Genomic DNA, 5985 nt, shown 5'->3' with positions numbered 1-5985 from the left:
CGGATTTTACGCCGCCGTTGACACCAGTTCGCTGATGGTGGCAAACTCGCCGCTCTCCAGCATCCTTTTCCAGCGGAAGGCCCGGCCCAGCGCCTTGACGAGGGTGTTGTCGCTCCTGCGGGTCTGTGGCGCGTTTTCCGGCCGCTGGATCTCCTTGCGTCCGCCGCGCTTCTCCACGCGAAAGGGGACATGCAGGGTCATGGTCTCGGGAAGAGGTGCCGCACAGGTCATGCTGCACGTTCCTCGCTTCCGGAAAGCATCTCGTGCGCCAGACCGCGCAGCCCATCGATCCTCAGCCGGAGATGCAGGCCCTCGGTACCCACATCGACCCGCTCGATCAGCAGTGCCGCAATGCGTGCCTGCTCGGCCGGAAAGAGCTCATCCCAGAGCGGATCTAGCTGGCCCAGCGCGTCGCGGACATCGGCCTCGCTGATGCCGACATTTGGTGTAGGCTCCTGTTCCCGGGCCGCCTTCCACGTCCCCGCGATGATCTCAGGCTGCCGGAACACCGCGCGCAACTGGTCGATGACCGCCGCTTCGATCTCTCCTGCAGACACACGGCCGACGGCACACGACCCAGCGCCATGCTTCAGCAGCGTTTGGCTGACATAGTAGCGGTAGAGCTTGCCGCCCTTGCGGGTGTGGCTGGGGGAGAAGGCTGCGCCATCCGGGCCATAGATGAGCCCCTTGAGGAGGGCAGGGGTCTGCGCCCGGGTACGGGCCGCCCGGGTGCGCGGGCTGCCGGTCAAGATGGCATGGACCTTATCCCATGTGGCGCGGTCGATGATGGCCTCGTGCTCACCGGGGTAGCTTTCGCCTTTGTGCACCGCCTCGCCGATGTAGACGCGGTTGTTGAGCATCCGGTAAAGCGCCTTCTTGTCGATCCGGTTGCCGCGCTTGGTGCGAATGCCCTGCTTGGCGACGTCCCGGGCGAGTTCGGTGCAGGAGCCGAGCTCGAGAAAGCGGGCAAAGAACCAGCGCAGGTGCTGGGCGTCGTCTTCGTCGATGACCAGCTTGCGATCCTTGACCGCATAGCCGAAGGGCGTCGGGCCACCCATCCACATGCCCTTCATCCGGGAGGCCCGCACCTTGTCGCGGATGCGCTCGGCCGTGACCTCGCGCTCGAACTGCGCGAAGGACAGCAGGATGTTCAGCGTCAGCCGGCCCATCGAGGTGGTGGTGTTAAAGGACTGGGTGACAGAAACAAACGTCACGCCATTCCTGTCAAACACCTCCACCAGCTTCGAGAAGTCCATCAGCGAGCGCGAGAGCCGATCGATCTTGTAGACCACCACCACATCGACCAGCCCATCCTCAATGTCGGTCAGCAGCCGCTGCAGGGCAGGGCGCTCCAGCGTGCCTCCGGAGATGCCCCCGTCGTCATACTGATCGCGCACCAGTACCCAGCCCTCGGAGCGCTGGGAGGCAATATAGGCCTCGCAGGCTTCGCGCTGGGCGTGGAGCGAGTTAAACTCCTGCTCCAACCCTTCCTCTGAGGATTTGCGGGTATAAACCGCACAGCGCAGCTTGCGGAGGGTCGGCTTCGTGCTCGTCTTCTCGAGGGAACGCGTCATGCCCGGCTCCGGTGGTTCTTGAGGCCAAAGAACACCCAGCCATTCCAGCGCGTGCCGGTGATGGCACGGGCGATGGCCGAGAGCGACTTGTAGGGACGGCCCTGCCACTCGAAGCCGTCGGTCGTGACGGTCACCACGTGCTCGATGCCCTGGTACTCGCGGATGAGGCGCGTGCCAGCAATGGGCATCAGATCGGCCCGGACGCGGCTCTTGGTGCGATCACCGCCGTCCAGCTCCTCGCCCAACTGCTCCAGACGGCGGATGGTCTCCGGCTTCAGGCCGCCATAGGCCAGTTCCTGGATGCGGTAGGCGAGGCGGCTTTCCAGAAAACGGCGGTTGAAGGGCGGTGCGGGGCTATCGAAGAGCTCGCGCCACTGCTTCTTCAGCTCAGACGCGGGCGCGGACTTCAAAGCCGCCAGCTGCGCGGGAATGGGATCGTGGGTCTGTGTTGTCATTGAAGCATCTTTCTTCCGATCTGTCGGCACTACCGCTCTGTGCGGACCGGATGTGTAGTCAGGCGTTCTCCGCGAAGACGAACTGTCTCCGTAAAGTCGCTGTTGCGCACCCGGAGCCGGACCACGCCCAGCGCGAGGAGCGTGCAAAGCTCCTGGCGGCGCTCGGAGGCGGTCATTCGGCCGGCGGGCAGGGGATTGGAGCCCCGGGTCATCTTACAAGGCTCCGTTGATGGGGATGGTTGGCGACCCGCCTGTGTGCACACCTGAGGTGCGCACCGGCACCGGGAGGTGCGCACCTCCAAGCGGCAGGTGCGCACCCCGATTTTTCGACAGGAACTGGAGACTTTGCGCGCAAAAGCCCCCCGCATGGCACGGAGCGCCGGAAGGACCCAAAGGTCCCTGCCGGCAAGAGGGGCAAGGGCAGAAAGCGAGGTCACCATCGAGGTAGATCATTAGGAAGACCCTCCCCGATCGGCTTTTGCCGAACCCTTTCCCGTGATCTCCTCATACAGTTGGTTAAGATCTTTTCGCGCTTGTTCGTCCTCGGTATTGACAGCCGCCGGGGTGAAGCGCTGCTCAGGTGCCTCCTCAATATGGACGGGATGCCGAGCAGCGTAACGAGCAATCGTCTCGGCGAAGTAGTGCCAGCTTCGAAGTTGCTTGGGTTTGTGCCGGGAAGCTGCCTTCTTGCGCAGGACGGGCAGGACATGAGCCTGGAGCGAGTAACCTTCCTCAAGCAGCTCGAACAATGTGTTCCAGGCGCCTCGGAGCATTTCCCGGTCCGCGTCATTGGCCCAGTTACCAAGCGCCGCCAGACATGCTTCTAGGATTTCTTCGTCTTTTCCCTTCTCCGTTACTTCGGAGTACTTGTATTGCGACGCAAATTTTTCCGCCTCGTATAGCAATTTTTGCGCCGCTTGGATTTGGCGCTGAGCGTCCTCAGAGGGTTCCTTGACGAACCGGCCGTATTTTGGATGGCCGGTGATCGGAAGAAGCTCTCGCGGCCACCAGGCCACCAGATGATAGACGCTGCTGGTCCGTTTGAAGTCTTTCAGCCGACCGATGGTCCTGACCAACCCGAAATGCCGCAGAACGCGGATGTAGTTCGATATACTCCGCTTGGAGCAACCCAGTTGCTCGGCCAACTTCTCCTGCGTGTAATCGCAGCAGCCGTAGTTGTCGCTGCGGCGCGCAAGAAGCAGCAGCAACGACTTCGGCCCGGCCGGAAGACAGGTGATGCCTTCAGCCCAGCGAAACGAGGACAGCTTGATATAAGAACGCCGACGGCCTGCTGAGGTAACCGCATAAGGGATCATCAGAGCACCCGCTCACGGCTGTCGAGCCAAGCCTGAACGTCGCTCCGCTTCCAGCCGATGGCACGCGCACCCAAGCGCACTGGAGAAGGAAAGCGGCCCTCAGCAGCAGCACAGTAGAGCCAGCTGCGGCTCATTCCGGTTATGGAAAGGACGTTGGAGAGCCTAAGAATTTCATCAGGCATTTGTAGACGAGCTCCTTGCGTTACTGGATCGCATTGGAGCTAAACAAGCTTCAACCACGGAGCGTCAATACCCTGGCTGGCGAGCCTTTTCGTTTAAAAAACAAACATATGCGACAGGTTGTTACAGCATGCGCCGGGGTGAGACAACATGCGCCGTGGAGCAACAAACTGCGACAAGATTTTTTAATGATCATCTAAGTAGTGTATAAGATTAAATGATAAGAAAAATTAGCATTAGAGTGTGAATTCGTGGTCGGACTTCCCGCTCTTCGTCATTTGATTCGCTATTTGATAGTCTGCAGGGTAGCTTTATTGGATACATGCTGCTCTCCGTGGATGATGTTCAGCCTGAGCTTGATGCTCGATGCGACCTGAAGGTCGGCTGGGGGGCTTGCGAGGGCTGCCATCTATTGCGCCGTTGCCTTGGCCAATCACGACCCCGCATGCTGAGGACCACGATAACCACCTGGCTTCTGAGTTCTTGGGTGCTTCATAAATCTTTGGGTTAACGGAAATCTCGCTTCTTCACCCTGATCGCATCGAGGTGTAGATCTCGAATGTAGATTTCCCGTGCCCGAGTCCCGACTTGCACCGCCTCCTTCGCGATAGGCGCTGCCGCCTCATGCCGCGTCTCATCTCCGCGCTCCTGAGTAAGCGAAAACATTCCTCCTCGCGCAGCCACGTTGGCCAGTTCGACTGACAGATCCTCGATCCGGTGCACCACGAAATGCACCACCTCGCCTTCGCGCTGAATGCGCCCTGTGACGGCGATCATGCCGGCTCCAAGCACGATCCGTCGGTGCGCCTCGAAGACCTTGGCCCAGACCACAAGGTTGGCGACGCCTGTCTCGTCCTCGAGCGTGATGAACATGACGCCCTTGGCTGATCCCGGCCGCTGGCGGACCAGCACCAGGCCCGAGGTTGCGCACCAGCGGCGGTCCCGGCTGGCCATGGCCTCCGCGCAGGTGATGACCTTCCGCTCCTTCAGCGTCTCCCGCAGGAACGAGACGGGGTGCCGGCGCAAGCTGAGGCCAGTATGGCCGTAGTCCTCCACAACCTCGCGGCCCAGCGTCATCGGCCGCAAGGCGACGGCAGGTTCTCCGGCCTCTGCGCCGCCCTCGTTGTTCCGCCCCTTGGGGATCGTTGCGTCCGCATCCTCCCCTGCTTCGCCTTCCTGTTGCTCCGACGCTTCCCGTGCCGCGGCAAAAAGCGGCAACTCCTCCGGCCCAAGCCCCTTGATGGCCCAGAGCGCCTCTCGCCGGGCTCGGCCGAGCGAAGGCCTGAACCCGTCGGCCTCAGCGATGCGGGTCAGGGCTGTGATCGGCACGGCTGCCCTACGCCACAGATCCTCGACTGAGGCAAAGGGCTGATCGGCCCGCGCCGCGACAATCGCGGCGGCATGGCTGTTCGCCAGCCCCTTGATCATCCTGAGCCCGAGGCGGACGGCAAAGCGGCTGCCCTCGTCCTCGGGCTTTCCCGTGGGCTCCAGCGTGCAGTCCCAGCGGGAGGCGTTGATGCAGATGGGCCGGATCTCGACGCCATGCTCCTGGGCGTCGCGCACGATCTGCGCCGGGGCATAGAAGCCCATCGGCTGGCTGTTGAGCAGCGCCGCACAAAAGGCCTCGGGGTGCCAGCACTTCAGCCAGGCCGAGGCATAGGCCACGAGCGCAAAGGAGGCGGCATGGCTTTCGGGAAAGCCGTAGGAGCCGAAGCCCTCGAGCTGGCGGAAGGTGCGTTCGGCAAAGTGGGGATCGTAGCCACGCGCCACCATGCCGGAGACCAGCTTGTCCTTGAACGCGCTAACCCCGCCAGTGAACTTGAAGGTGGCCATGGACTTCCTGAGCATGTCGGCCTCGCCGGGGGTGAAGCCCGCGCATTCGATGGCGACCCGCATGGCCTGTTCCTGGAAGAGCGGCACGCCCAGGGTCTTGCCCAGCACCTTCTCCAGTTCAGGTGTGGGATACTCCACCGGCTCGAGCCCCTCGCGCCTGCGCAGATAAGGATGGACCATGTCGCCCTGGATGGGGCCGGGCCGGACAATCGCCACCTGCACCACCAGGTCGTAGTAGGTGCGGGGCTTCATGCGCGGCAGCATGGCCATCTGCGCCCGGCTCTCGATCTGGAAGGTGCCGAGCGTGTCGGCCTTGCGGATCATCGCATAGGTGCGCGGGTCCTCGGGCGGGATAGTGGCCAGGTCATAGGAGACATCCTTGTGCGCCTCGATCAGCGCCAGTCCCTTGGCCATGCAGGTGAGCATGCCGAGTGCTAGCACATCGACCTTCATGAACCTGAGCGCGTCGATGTCGTCCTTGTCCCATTCGATGATCTGCCGGTCTTCCATGGCGGCAGGCTCGATCGGCACCAGATCATCCAGCCGATCCTGGGTGAGGACAAACCCGCCCGGATGCTGCGACAGATGCCGGGGAAAGCCCAGGAGCTGGCGGGCGAGATCCAGCGT

Annotated in this window: 5 protein-coding genes and 1 pseudogene; all 6 read right to left on the bottom strand. The window is 62.4% G+C overall.

The genetic code is table 11. From position 1 onward, the window contains the following. Window positions 1-24: 24 nt before the first annotated feature. Window positions 25-231, bottom strand: a pseudogene (locus tag CK944_RS21065) (hypothetical protein); the annotation flags it as partial. After that, window positions 228-1574: a recombinase family protein gene (locus tag CK944_RS21060; protein WP_103175018.1), complete on the bottom strand. Its 1347-nt coding sequence runs from the start codon at window positions 1572-1574 to the stop codon at window positions 228-230. The gene CK944_RS21060 and the pseudogene CK944_RS21065, both read right to left, overlap by 4 nt. Beyond that, complete coding sequence (locus CK944_RS21055; RefSeq protein ID WP_103175017.1) at window positions 1571-2029, bottom strand: DUF2924 domain-containing protein; 459 nt, start codon at window positions 2027-2029, stop codon at window positions 1571-1573. Before CK944_RS21055 ends, CK944_RS21060 begins: the two co-directional genes overlap by 4 nt. 452 nt (window positions 2030-2481) lie before the next feature. After that, on the bottom strand, window positions 2482-3345 hold the full coding sequence (locus CK944_RS21050) for a helix-turn-helix domain-containing protein (RefSeq protein WP_103175016.1): 864 nt from the start codon (window positions 3343-3345) through the stop codon (window positions 2482-2484). Then, the gene (locus CK944_RS21045) at window positions 3345-3527 is read right to left on the bottom strand and encodes an AlpA family transcriptional regulator (RefSeq protein ID WP_103175015.1); all 183 of its coding nucleotides are present in this window, start codon (window positions 3525-3527) and stop codon (window positions 3345-3347) included. The genes CK944_RS21050 and CK944_RS21045 overlap by 1 nt, the downstream gene beginning before the upstream one ends. A gap of 505 nt (window positions 3528-4032) precedes the next feature. Beyond that, window positions 4033-5985: OB-fold nucleic acid binding domain-containing protein (locus tag CK944_RS21040; RefSeq protein ID WP_371411688.1), on the bottom strand; the 1953-nt coding region annotated here is incomplete at its 5' end.

This window comes from Paracoccus sp. SY (genome assembly GCF_002901215.1).
GTDB classification, from domain to species: Bacteria; Pseudomonadota; Alphaproteobacteria; order Rhodobacterales; family Rhodobacteraceae; genus Paracoccus; species Paracoccus acridae.
This window is presented reverse-complemented; position numbering and strand designations above follow the sequence as displayed.

Bases quoted from the DNA above. Each gene is read 5' to 3' on its own strand.
- CK944_RS21060 (WP_103175018.1), bottom strand. From the start codon at position 1,574: ATGACGCGTTCCCTCGAGAAGACGAGCACGAAGCCGACCCTCCGCAAG.
- CK944_RS21055 (WP_103175017.1), bottom strand. From the start codon at position 2,029: ATGACAACACAGACCCACGATCCCATTCCCGCGCAGCTGGCGGCTTTG.
- CK944_RS21050 (WP_103175016.1), bottom strand. From the start codon at position 3,345: ATGATCCCTTATGCGGTTACCTCAGCAGGCCGTCGGCGTTCTTATATC.
- CK944_RS21045 (WP_103175015.1), bottom strand. From the start codon at position 3,527: ATGCCTGATGAAATTCTTAGGCTCTCCAACGTCCTTTCCATAACCGGA.